This is a genomic window from Pseudomonas sp. RIT-To-2 (assembly GCF_029623465.1).
Lineage (GTDB): Bacteria > Pseudomonadota > Gammaproteobacteria > Pseudomonadales > Pseudomonadaceae > Aquipseudomonas > Aquipseudomonas silvicola.
Window position 1 is genome coordinate 30,707 of record NZ_JAPYKM010000024.1, and the last position, 14,522, is coordinate 45,228.

At 65.5% G+C, this 14,522-nt stretch carries 18 protein-coding genes; 15 read left to right on the forward strand and 3 right to left on the reverse strand.

Going from position 1 to position 14,522, the window contains the following annotated elements; translation table 11 throughout:
* Positions 1–48: 48 nt before the first annotated feature.
* From QBK88_RS20215 to QBK88_RS20265, 11 genes are all read left to right on the forward strand, one after another.
* Positions 49–471 carry an acetyl-CoA carboxylase biotin carboxyl carrier protein subunit gene (locus tag QBK88_RS20215; RefSeq protein ID WP_277963433.1) on the forward strand — a complete coding sequence of 141 codons (423 nt, stop codon included), beginning with the start codon at positions 49–51 and terminating at the stop codon, positions 469–471.
* A gap of 1 nt (position 472) precedes the next feature.
* Positions 473–1,825: an acetyl-CoA carboxylase biotin carboxylase subunit gene (gene accC / locus QBK88_RS20220; protein ID WP_277963434.1), complete on the forward strand. Its 1,353-nt coding sequence runs from the start codon at positions 473–475 to the stop codon at positions 1,823–1,825.
* Complete coding sequence (gene pxpB, locus QBK88_RS20225) at positions 1,822–2,493, forward strand: 5-oxoprolinase subunit PxpB (protein WP_277963435.1); 672 nt, start codon at positions 1,822–1,824, stop codon at positions 2,491–2,493. The genes accC and pxpB overlap by 4 nt, the downstream gene beginning before the upstream one ends.
* Complete coding sequence (locus tag QBK88_RS20230; protein WP_277963436.1) at positions 2,490–3,449, forward strand: 5-oxoprolinase subunit C family protein; 960 nt, start codon at positions 2,490–2,492, stop codon at positions 3,447–3,449. The genes pxpB and QBK88_RS20230 overlap by 4 nt, the downstream gene beginning before the upstream one ends.
* An 11-nt stretch (positions 3,450–3,460) precedes the next feature.
* Entirely contained in the window at positions 3,461–3,865 is a 405-nt protein-coding gene (locus QBK88_RS20235; RefSeq protein WP_277963437.1) for a biotin/lipoyl-containing protein, read from the forward strand.
* Between the two features lie 11 nt (positions 3,866–3,876).
* Positions 3,877–4,647: a 5-oxoprolinase subunit PxpA gene (locus QBK88_RS20240; protein WP_277963438.1), complete on the forward strand. Its 771-nt coding sequence runs from the start codon at positions 3,877–3,879 to the stop codon at positions 4,645–4,647.
* A gap of 93 nt (positions 4,648–4,740) precedes the next feature.
* Complete coding sequence (locus tag QBK88_RS20245) at positions 4,741–5,493, forward strand: SDR family oxidoreductase (RefSeq protein ID WP_277963439.1); 753 nt, start codon at positions 4,741–4,743, stop codon at positions 5,491–5,493.
* 109 nt (positions 5,494–5,602) lie between these two features.
* On the forward strand, positions 5,603–6,304 hold the full coding sequence (locus QBK88_RS20250) for an amino acid ABC transporter permease (RefSeq protein WP_158153308.1): 702 nt from the start codon (positions 5,603–5,605) through the stop codon (positions 6,302–6,304).
* A 6-nt stretch (positions 6,305–6,310) separates the two neighbouring features.
* Entirely contained in the window at positions 6,311–7,054 is a 744-nt protein-coding gene (locus QBK88_RS20255; protein ID WP_277963440.1) for an amino acid ABC transporter permease, read from the forward strand.
* A gap of 23 nt (positions 7,055–7,077) precedes the next feature.
* Positions 7,078–7,806, forward strand: a complete 729-nt coding sequence (locus QBK88_RS20260; RefSeq protein ID WP_277963482.1) for an amino acid ABC transporter ATP-binding protein — start codon at positions 7,078–7,080, stop codon at positions 7,804–7,806.
* Between the two features lie 24 nt (positions 7,807–7,830).
* The gene (locus QBK88_RS20265) at positions 7,831–8,664 is read left to right on the forward strand and encodes an ABC transporter substrate-binding protein (RefSeq protein WP_268141063.1); all 834 of its coding nucleotides are present in this window, start codon (positions 7,831–7,833) and stop codon (positions 8,662–8,664) included.
* A gap of 117 nt (positions 8,665–8,781) precedes the next feature.
* Here QBK88_RS20265 and QBK88_RS20270 read toward each other — a convergent pair whose 3' ends face one another.
* Positions 8,782–8,916, reverse strand: coding sequence for a hypothetical protein (locus QBK88_RS20270; RefSeq protein WP_267903662.1), 135 nt, complete (start codon positions 8,914–8,916; stop codon positions 8,782–8,784).
* A 152-nt stretch (positions 8,917–9,068) separates the two neighbouring features.
* On the opposite strand from QBK88_RS20270, the gene QBK88_RS20275 reads away from it, so the two are divergent.
* Both QBK88_RS20275 and QBK88_RS20280 read left to right on the forward strand, forming a co-directional pair.
* Positions 9,069–10,220, forward strand: coding sequence for an aldose epimerase family protein (locus QBK88_RS20275; RefSeq protein WP_277963441.1), 1,152 nt, complete (start codon positions 9,069–9,071; stop codon positions 10,218–10,220).
* Positions 10,221–10,271: 51 nt separating this feature from the next.
* Entirely contained in the window at positions 10,272–10,682 is a 411-nt protein-coding gene (locus tag QBK88_RS20280) for a cupin domain-containing protein (RefSeq protein ID WP_277963442.1), read from the forward strand.
* A gap of 55 nt (positions 10,683–10,737) precedes the next feature.
* Here QBK88_RS20280 and QBK88_RS20285 read toward each other — a convergent pair whose 3' ends face one another.
* Positions 10,738–11,412 (reverse strand): MgtC/SapB family protein, encoded by a 675-nt coding sequence (locus tag QBK88_RS20285; RefSeq protein WP_277963443.1) that lies wholly within the window; start codon positions 11,410–11,412, stop codon positions 10,738–10,740.
* Between the two features lie 188 nt (positions 11,413–11,600).
* On the opposite strand from QBK88_RS20285, the gene QBK88_RS20290 reads away from it, so the two are divergent.
* Positions 11,601–12,776 (forward strand): GGDEF domain-containing protein, encoded by a 1,176-nt coding sequence (locus QBK88_RS20290; protein WP_277963444.1) that lies wholly within the window; start codon positions 11,601–11,603, stop codon positions 12,774–12,776.
* Here QBK88_RS20290 and QBK88_RS20295 read toward each other — a convergent pair.
* Positions 12,763–13,656 (reverse strand): LysR family transcriptional regulator, encoded by an 894-nt coding sequence (locus tag QBK88_RS20295; RefSeq protein ID WP_277963445.1) that lies wholly within the window; start codon positions 13,654–13,656, stop codon positions 12,763–12,765. The two genes, QBK88_RS20290 and QBK88_RS20295, sit on opposite strands and share 14 nt — an antisense overlap.
* A 99-nt stretch (positions 13,657–13,755) precedes the next feature.
* On the opposite strand from QBK88_RS20295, the gene QBK88_RS20300 reads away from it, so the two are divergent.
* Positions 13,756–14,481, forward strand: coding sequence for an SDR family oxidoreductase (locus QBK88_RS20300; RefSeq protein WP_277963446.1), 726 nt, complete (start codon positions 13,756–13,758; stop codon positions 14,479–14,481).
* The last annotated feature ends 41 nt before the right edge of the window (positions 14,482–14,522 follow it).

The following is a 14,522-nucleotide window of genomic DNA, read 5'->3' on the forward strand; positions in this document are numbered from 1 at the left end:
GATATCGTTCACCCAGCCACTTTTCTCATTCACGGCAGGGGCTTTTGCATGAACCCGGAACGCATCAAAGCGCTGATCGACCTGATGGCCGCCTCAGACCTCAGCGAACTGAGCCTCAACGAAGGCGATACCCATTTGCGCCTGCTGCGCGACGCTGCGGCGGTGCCCCTTGTTGTCGCCGCGCCTCAGGTAGCGCCCAGCCCTGTCGCCCCCCAGGCGGCGCCCCCCGCCGGCTTCGAAGCCTGCGCGGCCCTGTATGGCGTGCTGCACCTGACCCCCGCCCCCGACCAGCCGGTATTCGTGCAAGTGGGCGACGCAGTGGAAGCCGGCCAGACCCTGGCCGTGGTGGAAGCCATGAAGATGTTCCACCCCCTCAAGGCCGAACGCGCCGGCACGGTGTTGGCGGTGCTCGCCGCCAGCGGCGAGGAAGTCGCGGCCGGCCAAGCCGTTTTTCAGCTGGGGGAGGCGTGACATGTTCGACACTGTATTGATCGCCAACCGCGGCGAAATCGCCCTGCGCATCCTGCGCGCGTGCCAGGGCCTGGGTCTCAAGACCGTGGCCGTGTACTCGGAAGCCGACCGCGACGCCCGCTACGTGCAACTGGCCGACCAGGCCGTGTGCATCGGCCCGGCCGCCCCTGGGCAGAGCTACCTGAACCAGGCCGCGTTGCTGTTCGCCGCCGAAGTCAGCGGCGCCCAGGCCATTCACCCCGGCTACGGTTTCCTCTCGGAAAATGCCGCCTTTGCCGAGCGCGTCGCTCAGGCTGGTCTGACCTTCATTGGCCCCAGTGCCGCCTGCATTCGCACCATGGGCGACAAGGTGGCTGCCAAGCGCGCCATGCGCGAGGCCGGGGTACCCTGCGTGCCCGGCCCTGACACCAGCATGCCCGAAGACCCCGAGGCCATCCTGGCCATCGCCCGCGACATTGGCTACCCGGTGATCGTCAAGGCCGCCGGCGGCGGTGGTGGGCGCGGCATGCGCGTGGTGGAGCAGCAGAGCCAACTGCTCGACGCCATCAACCTGACCCGCGAGGAAGCCCGGCGTGCTTTCGGTAACCCGGAGCTGTACATCGAGAAATTCCTCGGCGAGCCGCGCCATGTGGAAATCCAGGTGCTCTGTGATGCCCACGGCAATGCCCTGTGGCTGGGGGCCCGTGATTGCTCGCTGCAACGCCGCCACCAGAAAGTCATGGAGGAGGCACCCGCCCCCGGCATCGCCCCGGCGCTGCTGGCCCAGGTGGGCGAGCGCTGCGCCGCCGCCTGCCGGCAGATCGGCTACGTGGGGGTGGGCACGTTCGAGTTTCTGTTCGAGCACGACGCCTTCTACTTCATCGAAATGAACACCCGCCTGCAGGTGGAACACCCGGTCACCGAAATGACCACGGGCATCGACATCGTTCAGCAACAGATCCGCATGGCGCGGGGTGAACGGCTGAGCCTGAGCCAGGCCGATATCGGCGTCCACGGCCACGCCCTGGAATGCCGCATCAACGCCGAGGACCCGGCCAGCTTCATGCCCACCCCCGGTGTCGTCAGCCGCTGGGAAGTGCCCGGCGGCTACGGGGTGCGGGTCGACAGCCACGTCAGCCATGGCTACCGCGTACCCCCGTACTACGACTCCATGGTGGCCAAGGTGATCACCCACGGCGCCACCCGTGAAGAGGCCCTGGCCCGCATGCGACTGGCCCTGGGCGAGATGCGCGTGGAAGGCATCAGCACCAACATCGCCTTGCACCTGGACATCCTCCAGGACCCGGGTTTTCGCGAAGGCGGCGTCGACATCCACCACCTTGAACGCTGGCTGCACACGAGGACTTCAGCATGAGTGCCCTGAACATGGACGCCACCCCACGCATCAGCCTGCTGGGCACCACCGCCGTGCTGTTCGAAGCCCCGGGGGCGCTGGACCTGGCGCCGCAGCAACGCATCTGGGCCCTGGCGCGCCTCGCCCAGGGCTGGCCAGGCATACGCGAAGGCGTGCCGGGCATGAACAACCTGATGCTGACGTTCCACCAACCTCCGCGCGACCTGCATGGCCTCAAGAGCCGCCTGCTGGAGGCGTGGGAAGCCTGCCAGCCGCTGCCTCTGGAGGGCCGCATCGTCGAGCTGCCGGTGACCTACGGCGGCGACTTCGGCCCGCACATGGCCGACGTCGTCGCCCACACCGGGCTCGACGTGGAAACCCTCTGCAACCTGCATTGCGAGCCGCTGTACCCGGTGTATGCCCTGGGTAGCCACCCCGGCTACTGCTACCTGGGCGGCATGGACCCGCGCCTGGCCACCCCCCGGCGCCAGGTGCCGGTGCTGAACATCGGTGCCGGTGCCGTTTCCATTGGCGGCGTGCAAACCGGTGTGTCGGCCTCGGCAGGCCCCAGCGGCTGGAACACCATCGGCCACACCGACATGGTGTTCTTCGACGCCCTGCAATCGCCCCCCGCGCTGTTGCAGCCGGGTGACCATATTCGCTTGCGTATCGAGAGGATCATTCGATGATCGAGATCATCAGCGCCACCGCCCTGGCCACCGTCCAGGACCTGGGCCGCCATGGCAGCCTGGGCTACGGTGTCGGCACGTCCGGGGCCATGGACAGCCTGTCGTTGATGCTCGGCAACCTGTTGCTGGGCAACGCCGAGGGCGACGCCGCCATCGAGATTCCGCTGTTCCCTTTCCAGGTGCGCTTCATTGAAGACTGTGCCTTCGCCGTCACCGGTGCCGCATGCGGCGCCACCCTGGATGGCCAGGCGCTGCCGCCCAACTGGGTAGCCCAGGCGCGCGCCGGCCAGGTGTTGAAGTTGAGTTACCCGTCGGCGGGCAGCCGTGCGTACCTGTGCCTGGCCGGTGGCGTCGACGTACCTCTGGTGCTCGGCTCGCGCAGCACCCAGTTGCGCGGTGAGTTCGGTGGCTGGCAGGGGCGCATGCTGCAGCAGGGCGACCGTCTGCCAGCGGGCCGTCCGGGCCTGGCGGGGGCGACTGACTTCGGCGTCGGCCTGGCCGCCCGGGCCTTGCCCCTGGCGGTGGACGGCGTACCCGCCATGCGTGTATTGCCGGCAGCCGAATACGACTGTTTCAGCGAGGCTTCGCAAGCCGCTTTCTGGGCCGGGCAGTGGAAAATAACCACCCAGAGCAACCGCTACGGCTACCGCCTGGAAGGCGAGCCCCTGTTGCCGAAGCAGCCATTGGAAATCCGCTCCCACGGCATCGTGCCCGGCGTGATCCAGGTGCCCCACGGCGGCCAGCCGATCATCCAGATGCGCGACGCCCAGCCCAGCGGCGGCTATCCGAAATTCGCCACGGTGATCGAGGCCGACCTCTGGCGGCTGGGCCAGGCGCCCATTGGCAGCCACGTGCGGTTCATGCCTTGCAGCTACGAACAGGCCCTGGACGCGCTGGAGGCCAACCGGGCTTTCCTCGACGCCACCCGGCGCCTGCTGACCTTGCACACCCTTTGAGGAGCGCCGCCATGAACATCAAGGATATTCGCCAACTGGTCACCTGGCTCAGCGCCGCCAACCTCACTGCGCTGCACATTCAGCGCAGCGGTTTCGAGCTGATGATCCGGCGCGGTTCGGCCAAGGCGCCGTTGCCAGCGCCGGTCCCTGTGGCCCAGGTCGTGCAGGCAGCGGAACCCGTGGCCACGGTGAACGCCAGCGGCCCGGGGCACTTTTTCAGCCACCACCCGGACGAGCGCAAGCCCTGGGTCCAGGTGGGCGACCGGGTGCAGGCCGGGCAACTGCTGGGCGTGCTGCAGATCGGCCAATTGATGCTGCCGGTGCGCAGCGAGCAGGCCGGGCTGGTCCGCGCGGTGCGTGCTGGTGAAGGTGAGCCAGTGGGCTATGGCCAGCCGCTGTTCGAGCTGGCCAACTGAGGAGGCACACCATGCGTATCGATTTGAATGCAGACCTTGGCGAAGGCTTCGGGCCCTGGACGATGGGCGAAGACCAGGCGCTGATGGAGATCGTTTCCTCTGCCAACGTGGCCTGCGGTTTTCACGCCGGCGACCCGCTGATCATGGACACCACCGTACGCCGGGCCAAGGCCCTGGGTATCGACCTGGGGGCCCATGTCGGCTACCCCGACCTGCAAGGCTTTGGCCGCCGCGCCATGAACATCGACCTGCCCGAGCTGGCCGCCTGCGTGGTCTACCAGTTGGGTGCCCTGGCCGGCATGGCCGCCGTGGTCGGCCACCCCATGACCCACATGAGCTTCCACGGCGCCCTGGGCAACCGCGTGGCCGCCGACCCGCGCATGGCCGAGGTGCTGGTGGGGGCGGTGGCCAGGTTCGACCCGAGCCTGATCATCAGTTCGTCCAGCAGCCAGGCCATCGAGGCCGCCGCCGACCAGCATGGGCTGCGCGTAGCCACGACCTTCCTGGCCGACCGTGCCTACGACCGCAACTGCCTGCTGGTGCCGCGGGGTACCCCCGGCGCGGTCATCAAGGACCCGGCCCAGGTGCGCCAGCGGGTGGCGCAACTGCTGCAACACGGCACTGTCACCACGCTCGACGGCGAAGCGGTCAAGGTCAATGCCTGTTCCATCCTGCTGCACGGCGACACGCCGGGCGCAGTGGAACTGGCGCGCCAATTGCGCTCATTCATCGAAGGGCAGGGCGCCGTCATCACCCCTGTCAGCCAACTGGTGCGGTCATAAGCGCACCTTATTGCCACACAACCAATGCGTCTTGGTCGCTGCGAGCCTGGCTCGGTACAGTCCAGAACAGAAGCAGGAATTGAGGAACACAGCATGCCATTCTCCGACTATAAAACCGCGCTGGTCACCGGCGCTTCCTCCGGCATCGGCGCCGCCGTGGTCGAGCGCCTGTGCGCCGAAGGCTTGCAGGTACACGCCCTGGCCCGCAGCGCCGACAAGCTGGCCGAGCTTGCCGAGCGCACGGGCTGCATCGCCCACGCCATCGACGTCACTGACCTGGCCGGGCTGACCGCGCTGTTCCAGCGCCAGCGCTTCGACATCCTGGTCAACAACGCCGGTGTCGACCGTCCGGGTTCGCTGCTCAAGGCCGACGCCGAGGGCATTGACCTGCTGGTGGACGTCAACCTGCGCGCGGTACTGCACCTGGCGCGCCTGGCGCTGCCGGGCATGGTCGAGCGCGACAGCGGCCATATCATCAACATCAGTTCGATCGCTGCCGCCTACAACTTCGGCGGCAACGCCACCTACCACGCCACCAAGGCGGCGGTGAGCATGCTCTCCAAACAGCTGCGCGTGGACGCATTCGGCAAGCGCGTGCGGGTGACCGAAATCTGCCCCGGCCGCGTGGCCACCGACATTTTCGCCCACGTGCATGGCGACTCCGAAGAGGTGCGCCAGCGCTTCATCGAAGGCTTCGAATTGCCCGAAGCCAAGGACATCGCCGACGCCATTGCCTTCGCCATTGCCGCGCCGGTGTCGATGAACGTCGGTCATATGGAGATCACCCCCACCCTGCAGGTGCCGGGCGGCCTGTCCACTGCGCGCCCACAGGACTACCAGGCCTGAGCACCACGCCCCGCCAGAAGAACGGCCCTAGCCGTCACTGCCGTACCCGCGCCGGGGCTGCCCTGGCGCCTTGTATCTGCCCCACGCCGCATGTCGATGGGAATTGACCATGAAGCATGACTTCGATCTTGCCGCCGTTTTCCAGGGCGAATACACCGAGCTGATCCTCAAGGGCATCGGCATGACCCTGCAACTGGCCCTCTTTGCCTGGTGCCTGGCGATGGTCCTGGCGCTGTTGCTGGTGGCCATTCGGTTGACTGGCAACCGCTACGCCGAGCGCCTGGTGGCGGCCTACGTGTCCTACCACCGCAACGTGCCAACCCTGGTGCAACTGATGCTGTGGTACTTCGGTATCCCGACCCTGCTCAGCGACAACACCCAGGTGTGGCTCGCCAATTTCAGTACCGAGTATCTGTTCGCGATCATCGCCCTGGGCCTGTGCCAAGCCGCCTATTTCAGCGAAGACATTCGCAGCGGCCTGCGCGCCATTCCCGGTGGCCAGGCCGAAGCAGCCCGTGCCCTGGGCCTGGGCTATGTGCGCTCGCTGCGCTACGTGGTGCTGCCCCAGGGGGTGAGGAACTGCCTGCCGTCGCTGATCAACCACAGCGTGCTGCTGTTCAAGAACACCAGCCTGGCCATGGCCATCGGCGTGGTGGAACTGACCTACGCCACCCGCGAGGTGGAGAACTACACCTTCCGCACGTTCGAGTCATACCTGGTGGCCACGGTGGTGTACCTGGCGTTCTCGCTGATGCTGATGGGCGCCGGCGCCTTGGTGGCTCGGCACTTCAGCAAAGCCCTGGCGAGGTAGGCCGCGATGTTCGACTTGTTCAAGATTGTCCACGACAACTGGCCGCTGTTCCTCATCGGCCAATACCCCCACGGCCCCTTGGGTGGCCTGGCCAGCACGCTGATACTGGCGGCCTCGGCCCTGGTACTGGCATTCCCGCTGGGCCTGCTGCTGGCCCTGGCCCGGGTGTCGCCCTGGCGCTGGCTGCGTTACCCGGCCACCGTGTGGGTCTACGTACTGCGCGGTATTCCGCTGCTGATGGTGATCTTCTGGACCTACTTCCTGGTGCCCTTGCTGATCGGTCACAACATCACCGGCTTCACCACCATGCTCTGCACCCTGGTGGTGTACCAGAGCGCGTACCTGGGCGAGATCATCCGCGGCGGCATCCAGGCGTTGCCCGGTGGCCAGTACGAAGGGGCCCGCGCCCTGGGTCTGGGCTATGTGCGCACCACGCTGTGGGTGATCCTGCCCCAGGCGCTGTACAACGCGTTGCCCAGCCTGATCAGCCAGTTCGTGTCGATCATCAAGGAAACCTCCCTGGGCTACGTGATCAACGTGCAGGAAGTGACCTTCGCCGCCAACCAGGTCAACAACCAGTTGCTGACCAAGCCGTTCCAGGTGTTCTTCATCCTGGCCATCACCTATTACGTCCTGTGCTACGGCCTGACCCGCCTGGCCGGCGCGCTGGAAGGGCGCATCGCCCGCAAGCGCCTGGGCAGTGCCGCCACCGTCGCGCCGCAGGCTTCCCTGCTGACCACTGATAACTGAAGAGGGTTGCCTTCATGCATCCGATGATCATGTTTTCCAGCATCAACAAATGGTACGGCGAGTACCAGGCGCTCACCAACATCACCGCCGAGGTCAAGCGTGGCGAAGTGGTGGTGCTGTGCGGGCCATCGGGCTCGGGCAAGTCGACGCTGATTCGCACCGTCAACCGCCTGGAGGACATCCAGAAAGGCCAGATCCTGTTCGACGGCCAGGACGTCAACGGCACCGACGCCAACCTCAACCGCCTGCGCAGCCGTGTCGGCTTCGTGTTCCAGAGCTTCAACCTGTTCCCGCACCTGTCGGTGCTGGACAACATCATCCTCACCCCGACCAAGGTGCGCGGCCTCAAGGCCAGCGCCGCCAAGGGTCAGGCCTTGCAGTTGCTGGACCGCGTGGGCCTGGCGCACAAAGCCAACGCCTACCCGGCGCAATTGTCCGGTGGCCAGCAGCAGCGTGTGGCGATCGCCCGCGCCCTGGCCATGGAGCCGCCGGTGATGCTCTTCGACGAACCCACCAGCGCCCTGGACCCAGAGATGGTCGGCGAAGTGCTGAGCGTGATGAAGGGCCTGGCCAAGGAGGGCATGACCATGATGTGCGTGACCCACGAAATGAATTTTGCCCGCGAAGTGGCAGACACCATCTGGTTCATGGACGCCGGGCAGATCCTGGAAAAGACCGCCCCCGAACAGTTTTTCAGCCAACCCAGCCATCCCCGTGCGCAGCGCTTCATCGCCGACCTGCGTGCCCACTGAATCCAACCCTCTGGAGTAAGCCCCATGGCACTGAATAAATTGCTGACCGCCATCGCCCTGGCGCCCCTGGCCATCGCGGTGGCCCAAGCCGACCAGTTGAGCGACGTGATGGCCAAGAAGAGCCTGAGTTGCGGTGTGTACGCCGACGTGCCACCGTTTTCGGCGCCCGACCCGACCACCCGCGAACTGGTAGGCATGGATGTCGACCTCTGCACCGCCCTGGCCAAGCACCTGGGCGTGGCCCTGGAGCTCAAGCCGATGTCGGTGGAAGCCCGGGTGCCTGAGGTGAAGATGGGCCGGGTGGACCTGATCTTCGCCAACCTGGCGTACACCAAGAGCCGCGCCGAACAGATCCAGTTCAGCGACCCGTACTACATTGCCAAGGAAACCCTGGTAGTGCGCGCGCCGAACGCCGACCAGCCGCGCGAGTTCTTCAAGGGCAAGAAAATCAGCTCCACCAAGGGCTCGACGTCGGAGCAATCGATCCGCCTGGCCGATGCCACGCCCGTGACCTTCCAAGACACCGGGTCAGCCTACATGGCGCTGCAGCAGAATAAAGTAGTGGGGCTGGTGACCAACACCATGACCGCCATCAAGCTGGTAGGCCAGGCGAAGGAGGGCGGGGTAAACCTGGCCATCGCCAAGGAGCCCATGGCCCTGGAACCCATCGGTGCTGGCATGCGCCAGGGCGAACCCGCCTTCCTGGCCAAGGTCAACGAAGCGCTGCGCGCCATGGACCAGGCCGGTGAGATTGACGCCATCTGGAACCGCTGGATCGGACCGGACACCGCCTACAAGATGGTTCGTGAAGACAAGGTGCAAAGCCTCGCCGACCTGAAGTTCGATCCGCTGCCGTGATTCGGTAAGGGCCGGGCGACGCTCGGGAACCACGCCGCCCATGTCTGCTGACAGCAGTCAGGCACCGTTCCCGAGCTTCCCGCGGCCTTATCGCGCTTCCTCCCGGGGGCTGGGGGGTTATTCCACGCAACAGACCCAGTGATGGTCGTGCCGGTAAGGCGCGCGAGTGAAGTGTACGTCCGAGACCAGTACCAGGCCGCGCTGTTGCAGGGCTTCGGTCAGTTCTACCAGTGTCTCTGCTTCGATGGTCATGTGTGTTTACCTCGCCAGATTGACTGCATACATAAGTCTTGACCGGCCCCGGCGCGGGTTGATTCATTTTTTCTTCGCTTGCTACCTAAGTAGGATCCGCCCTGGGGTCATATCATGGTTTCATGAAGGCTTTTGCGCACATGGAGTGACCGATGAACCACCTACCGCTACGCTCAAGCCTCGTCCTGGCCCTGCTCACGGCCAGCATCACCGCCCACGCCGCGGGGTTGGCCAGCCAGCGCAGCAGCTTCGGTACCCTGGCCGATGGCACGCCCATCGAGAAATACACCCTGACCAACAGCCATGGCATGCAGGTGGGGGTGATTACCTACGGCGCGATCCTGCAGTCGGTGATCGTCGCCGACAAACAAGGCCATTTCGACGACGTGCTACTGGGCTTCGATAACGCTCGCGACTACCAGGCGAAAAACGGCGATCCGCACTTCGGCGCCACCATTGGCCGCTACGCCAACCGTATCGCCGACGGCACCTTTGCCCTCGACAGCCATGTCTACAAAGTGCCCCTCAACGCCGGCCCGAACGCCATGCACGGCGGCCCCGAGGGCTTCGATACCCATGTCTGGAAAGCGCAACCCACCCGCGACAAGGATTCGGTAGGCGTGACCCTGAGCTATGCCAGCCCGGACGGCCAGATGGGCTTTCCCGGCGAACTCGACACCCAGGTCACCTACAGTCTCAACGAGCAGGATGAGTTGCGTATCCAGTTCCACGCCACCACCAGCAAGCCGACGGTCGTCAACCTGACCAACCACGGCTACTACAACCTGGCAGGCGCGGGCAGCGGCACCATCCTGGACCAGGTGGCCACCCTGCACGCCAGCCATTACACGCCGGTGTCGGCCAAGCTGATTCCGACCGGGGAAATAGCTCCGGTGGCCAGCACGCCGATGGACTTCCTGACGCCTACGGCGATCGGCACCCGCATCAAGGCCGACCACCCGCAACTGAAGTACGCCGAGCCCAAGCAGGGTGGCTACGACTTCAACTACGTGCTGGACACCCAGGGCGACCTGAGCAAAACGGCCGTGGAAGTACACGATCCGAAAAGCGGCCGCCGCCTGCAACTGTTCACCACTCAGCCTGCGGTGCAGTTCTATACCTCCAACTCCCTGGACGGCTCCATCAAGGGCAAGGCTGGCAAGGTCTACGGGCACTGGGGTGCATTTGCCCTGGAAGCGGAGCACTACCCCGACTCGCCCAACCAGCCAGCATTTCCCAGCACCCGCTTGAACCCGGGCCAGTTGTACCAGCAGACCACGGTGATGAAGTTTTCCCACGACTGACGGCCACGACGGTAAGATGGCCACTTGATATTGATGTGATAAGGGAAACCCATGATGTTCGGTTTGAATGGCAAGACCTGCGTGATGCTCGCCACCGTGGCAGCCCTGGCCGGCTGCGCTTCCACCGTCCCGGCGGCCAAGCCTGCGGCCGGCTCGCGCACCGTGTTGCAGCACGTGGTGTACCCGGCGGGTTATGAAGTGAACGTGATTCGCATCATCCTGCCGGCCAACACCAACTCGCCACACCATACCCACCCGGGCCTCGAGTCGGGCTACGTGGCGCGCGGCTCGGTGACCATTGCCATCGATGGCCAGCCGGAGCACGTGCTGCATGCCGGTGACACTTTCGAAACCCCGGCCGGTGCCCCGCACATCGTCAAGAACGGCCCGCAGGAAACCGAGATCGTGTCCACCTACATCACCGAACTGGGCAAGCCGCTGACTCAGGTGCTACCGCAGTAACCGCACCGGCCCCGGCTGAGGAAGACTGACACCCGGTAAGGGGGCGGTCCGGGGTTCACTGGGCCGCCTGGTCTTCCTGCACGCCTTCGATGGTCAGCAACTGCTTGAGGATTTCCTCGGCCTGGGCACCGGAGGTGCGCACCAGTTCGATGGTGACGCTATCGGTGCCCTCATGGCTGCCTTTCTCGACGATGAACTGCTTGACCTTGCTGGAGCGGTTGCCCATCACCTGGTTGACCTTTTTCAACGTCAAGGTGTGAGAGGGCGCTACCAGTTTCAGCACATGCTTTTTCACCTTGTTGCGATACAACCGCTCCACCGGCTTGATTGCCACCAGAATCAGCAAAATCATGAAGGTCGCTGCCGTCCCCACCGCGTACAGCCCGCCGCCCACCGCCAGGCCGATGGCTGCCACCGTCCACAGGCTGGCCGCCGTGGTCAGCCCACGGATCACCTCGCCGCGCAACAGGATCGAGCCGGCGCCCAGAAAGCCGATCCCCGAGACCACCTGCGCCGCCACCCTGGAAGGGTCCAGTTCGGTATGGGCCATCTGCAAGGCATCATGGAAGCCGAACGCCGAAACGATCATCAACAGGCACGAGCCCACGCACACCAGCATATGCGTGCGCAGCCCCGCCGCCCACAGCAGGCGCTCACGCTCAAGGCCGATCAGGCTGCCGAGCAAGGCCGCCAGCAGCAGTCGAATGCACATTTCCCAGTCACTGAGCATGCTGTCCTCCCTTGGGTTGTTCGAGAGTGGACCGGCTGGCACCTGTATTGGTTCGCAGTGCAGGCCTGGCCTCTTTGGTCGGAAAAGTCACGGCTGCGGCAATGTGGAGTGCCTGCGCCCCTGCGAAAAAAACCGGCAAACGATTACAATCCGAATTTTCACCGCAGAATTGGCAGGCCGGTCAGGTTATGACGCTCGATCCACCCACTATGTTGACCCTTTCCGTCGCCCTGGCAGCGGCGGCGGCGCTTTACCTGGCAGTGGAGTGGCGCAGCGTTCGCGAGGCTTCGCTGCTGTTCTGGAGCGGCGGCTTCGCGATCATCACCGTGGGCTGCGTGTTGGCGCTGATGCGCGGCAGTGGCCTGGTGCTGGTGGGAGTATGGTTCGCCAACGGCTTGCTGGTGGTGGCCCACTGGCTCTTTCTGCTGGGGGTGGCGCGGTTTACCGAAACGCGGTTGTCCCGGGGCTGGTACCTGATCGTGGCGGTCTGGCTGGCCATGCTCACGCTCCCCAGCGACCAGGCCTGGTCCAAGGTCATGCTGATGGTGCAGTCCTCGATGATCGCCCTGGTGACCCTGCGCGGCAGTTTTCTGCTGCGCTCCCACGGCAAATCCCTGAGCGTGGGCGCGGTGCAGTTGCGCTATGTGTTATTGGCCCATGGGGTGTTTTACCTGTTCAAGGTGGGCACCGCGGCCATTTCCGGCACGGCCATCGACCTGGTGTCGTTTCGCGGCGAAATCATTCAGATCTCCCTGGTGGAAGGGGCCATCGCGATCATGCTGATCGCCTTGTCCATGACCGGTACCGAGCGCTACCGGCGCGAACAGCAGATCGCTCGCCTGGCCAACCGTGACCCGCTCACGGCGCTGTACAACCGCCGGGCGTTGGAGGTGCGCGCGCCGCGCTTGCTCAATCAGGTTGCCAGCGCTCGGCCGGGGGCGTTGCTGTTGATCGACATCGACAACTTCAAGCCGGTCAACGACCTGTATGGCCACACGGCAGGTGACCGCTTGCTGATCACCCTCAGCGAGATGATCCGCGCGGTACTGCCCGAGGGCGCCCTGGCCGCGCGCCTGGGCGGCGACGAGTTCGTCATCCTCCTGGCCAATGCCTCCACCGAGCGCGTCGAGGGCCTGGGCACCGCCTTGCGCGAGCAGTTCCGCCATGTGGCGGCGCTGACCTTCGATACGCCGGTGCCGGTCACCCTGAGCATTGGCGCCACGGTGTTCGACCAGCCGCCTGTCAGCCTGGCCGCCCTGATCGAGCAGGGCGATCATGCGCTGTACGCCTCCAAGCGCGCGGGCCGTGACAGCATCCGCCTGGTGGACCGCACGGCGGCGGGCGAGGCGGTCACTGGGCGTTGAGGCGCAGAAAATCGACCAGTGCCCGTAACGGCGGCGTCATCATGCGGCTGGGGTAATACAGGTAGAACCCTGCGAAGGCAGGTGTCCAGTCAGCCAGCACCTGCACCAGTGCGCCCTGGTCGATGTAGGCCTGCACCTGGTGGGCGAAGAGGTAGGCGATGCCCGCGCCATCCAGTGCGACACGGGTCAGCATTGCCGGGTCGTTGACCAGGACCGGGCCGTCCACCGTGATTTCCAGCGCCTTGCCATGGGCTTCGAACTCCCAGCGGTAGGGACTGCCGTCGGTGGGCCGTCGATACCCCAGGCACGCGTGGCCTTGCAGGTCGCGGGGCGTGAGCGGTGCGCCGTGGCGCTGAAGATAGGCGGGGGAGGCGACCACCATCATCTGCAATGGCCCCCCCAGCCCCACGGCGATCATGTCTTGTTCGAGGCGTTCGCCCAGCCGCACCCCGGCGTCATAGCCTTGGGCGACGATGTCCACCAGCCGGTCGTCCACGTCCACCTCCAGCCTTATGCCGGGGTGCAGGTGCAGAAACGGCGCAATCAGGGGGGCCAGGCAATGGTTGGCGGCGTCGCGGGTGCTGTTGATCCGCAGGCGGCCAGTAACGCTTCCGGGCTTGGCACCGGCCTCGGCCACGGCGGCCTCCAATGCGGCGAACATGGGCTGCAAGCGGGCGAGCAACTGCGCCCCGGTGTCGGTGAGCGCGACGCTGCGGGTGGTACGGGTCAACAGGCGTGCCCCCAGGCGAGTCTCAAGGGTCTTGAGGGTTTGGCTCAGTGCCGAGGCCGACAGACCCAGGTAAGCCGCTGCTCGGGTGAAACTGCCGCGCTCGGCAATGGCGACAAAGGCCTTCAATTCCGCGAATTCGCTGCCCCGCATTATGCCTCCGTTGCTAAATGACCCTTGGTGATAATAGCGGATTAACCTCTGAGTGCGCCGCTGTCATCGTGTGCCTTTCATAACGGCCAGGGGCGCGAGATGGGCAGGTTTGGTGGCAAGACGGTGATGATCACCGGAGGGACCCGAGGCATCGGGCTGGCGGGTGCCCAACGTATCCGTGCAGAGGGCGGGCAGGTGATTGCCAGCGGGCGCGGCAACGAACGTTCGATCCTGGGTGATGACTGCCAGATAGTGCTCGGCGATGTCTGCGATTGCGCCAACGTGCAGGCGCTGGTGGCGGCGGCCGAGCGGGTCGGTGGCCTGGACGGGCTGTGGCTTAACGCCGGGTTTGCGCGGGTGGGGGCCCTGGAGGCGTTGACCGCCGAGTGTTTCGACGCATTGATGGCCACCAATGTGCGGGCGCCGGCATTGCAACTGGCGAGGCTTTCACCGCTGTTGAAACCGGGCGCTTCGGTGGTGGTGACGGCGTCATCGTCGGCGTTCGAGGCGGCGCCGCTGGTCAGCGCCTACGCGGCCACCAAAGGCGCCCTGCTGTCGATGATGCGATGCTGGGCGGCTAGCCTGGCGCCTCGGGGGGTGCGTGTGAACGCGATTGTGCCGGGGCCGATCGACACCGGTTTTCGCGGGTTCATGGGCGAGGCGGCGCAGGCGCAATTCGAGCGCGGCGTGGTCGACCTCGTGCCGCTGGGGCGTGCCGGGTCGGCGCAAGAGGCCGCGGCGGTAGCGTTGTTCCTGCTGTCGGCAGATGCCGCTTACGTGACCGGCAGCCAGTACGCGGTGGATGGCGGGCTGTTGATGCGCTAGCGCCACAGCTTGCTGGCGAACGGCGGTAGCGTGCTGCGGTT